We start from the raw sequence: 1,762 nt of genomic DNA on the forward strand, positions 1-1,762 counted from the left end.
GTGCTAGAGGCGGGTTTTTTCTATTTTTAGAAGAGGACTTGCACCACACCTTGTCCTGTATAGTATAATTGGAAAAATAAGCCGAAGAATCCAAGGAGGCGAATCTTTATGAAAGATATGGTCAATCTCCCGCATATCTATTATGGACAAGAGGAAGCCGCCGAGCTTGAGAGGGCGTCATTAAGAGTTCAGCAAATTTATGATAAGACTCAGGAGTTTTTAGAACGGTATTTGCCAGCCTCCTTATGGCCCGCGCTTACAGGGACAAACAGCGATTCAGAGGCTCAAACAACAAGGCACAGCAAGCAGGGATGCGGAACTTTTCAAAAATGGGTGAAGAGTCCAAAGGGATGGAAATGCATCGGGTATGAGAAGTATGTTCACTCCTTGAAAAAACCAGACACCGCAGATAATACGGGCATACCGGGGGTTCTGCTTCAAATGATCATTTGGTCTCAGTATGAGAAAATACAGCTATTACACCCTTTTTTGGGGGATGAGCCTTTTTATTCAGAACAAGAAATGGATGTCATTTCCGAATATTTTGTGCCGACTTATACGAGCCCCATGCCTTTAAAGGAGAAAGGAAAGGATTTCAAAGAGATTCAAGCGCGGATCCCTCTTTATCAGGAGCATATTACGGCACCTTCGCTTGACATGCTTTCAGAAGGAGTTAGTGTATCCGGCAGTTGGATGACTGGAGTCGATCTGAGTGCAAAAGGATTTGCAGGTCTCAGGCCTTACCTGAAAGTATCCAAGGGCGAACGGACGTATATGAAGGCATTCATCATATAATGCAAGACTTTAGACAGCGTCAGCTGTCTTTTTTTTGTGTAATTAGTGTGTCTAATTTATGTGAATATATTCACAATTGATGTGAATACAATCACAATTAAGATAAAATTTTAAATGTATAATCATGGTATGAAAAGCGATGGAAAACAGTGGAACAGTTGATCTATATACCCTGAAGATGAGGTCTGCTTACATAGCTGACAGCGGGCTGGGGTTAGAAACTAAGGAGGAATCGAGCATGACTGGCATCAATGACAAACAGAGACTCGTAGTTATTGGCAATGGAATGGCGGGCATAAGTGCAGTAGAGCAAATTATTAAATTAGGCGGCGCATATGACATTACAGTATTCGGAAGCGAACCACACCCTAACTATAACCGAATCATGCTGTCTTATGTACTGGAAGGTAGCAAAACTATAGATGATATCGTACTGAATGACTGGAACTGGTACAAAGATAACAATATTACACTATATACAGGTACAACCGTTACCAAAATTGATGAAACGAATAAATTAGTGATCGCAGATAATGGCCTTGAGGTACCATATGACCGTGTTATCATTGCCACCGGTTCTAATCCGTTTATTCTGCCGGTTCCCGGAAGCGACAAAGAAGGTGTTGTTGGCTTTAGGGATATAGGCGATTGCAACCAGATGCTATCTGCGGCTAAGCAGTATAAAAAAGCAGCGGTAATCGGTGGGGGGCTATTGGGCCTTGAAGCAGCCAAGGGCCTTGTCAATCTCGGAATGGACGTAACCGTCATTCATTTGATGGAGGACCTGATGGAACGTCAGCTTGATCATAATGCATCGGCCATGCTTCAAGCAGAACTGGAGAGCCAAGGCATTAAGTTTGCAATGGGCAAGCAGACTGTAGAACTGCTGGGTGAAGAGCGTGTTGCCGGCCTGCGTTTTAAGGATGGTACAGAATTAGAGGCTGAATTTGTGGTCATGGCGGTTGGG

At 43.5% G+C, this 1,762-nt stretch carries 2 protein-coding genes; both read left to right on the forward strand.

Annotation, left to right across the window (positions count from 1 at the left end):
- The first annotated feature begins 108 nt into the window (after nt 1–108).
- Nucleotides 109–795: a hypothetical protein gene (locus BN1234_RS00100; RefSeq protein ID WP_054954637.1), complete on the forward strand. Its 687-nt coding sequence runs from the start codon at nt 109–111 to the stop codon at nt 793–795.
- Between the two features lie 238 nt (nt 796–1,033).
- Nucleotides 1,034–1,762: NAD(P)/FAD-dependent oxidoreductase (locus BN1234_RS00105; RefSeq protein ID WP_170307947.1), on the forward strand; the 729-nt coding region annotated here is incomplete at its 3' end.

This window comes from Paenibacillus dakarensis, from assembly GCF_001373415.1.
Taxonomy (GTDB): Bacteria; Bacillota; Bacilli; order Paenibacillales; family Paenibacillaceae; genus Paenibacillus_AQ; species Paenibacillus_AQ dakarensis.

What these genes read in the sequence shown, in the direction of transcription:
- BN1234_RS00100 (WP_054954637.1), top strand. Translation starts at nt 109, where the DNA reads ATGAAAGATATGGTCAATCTCCCGCATATCTATTATGGACAAGAGGAA.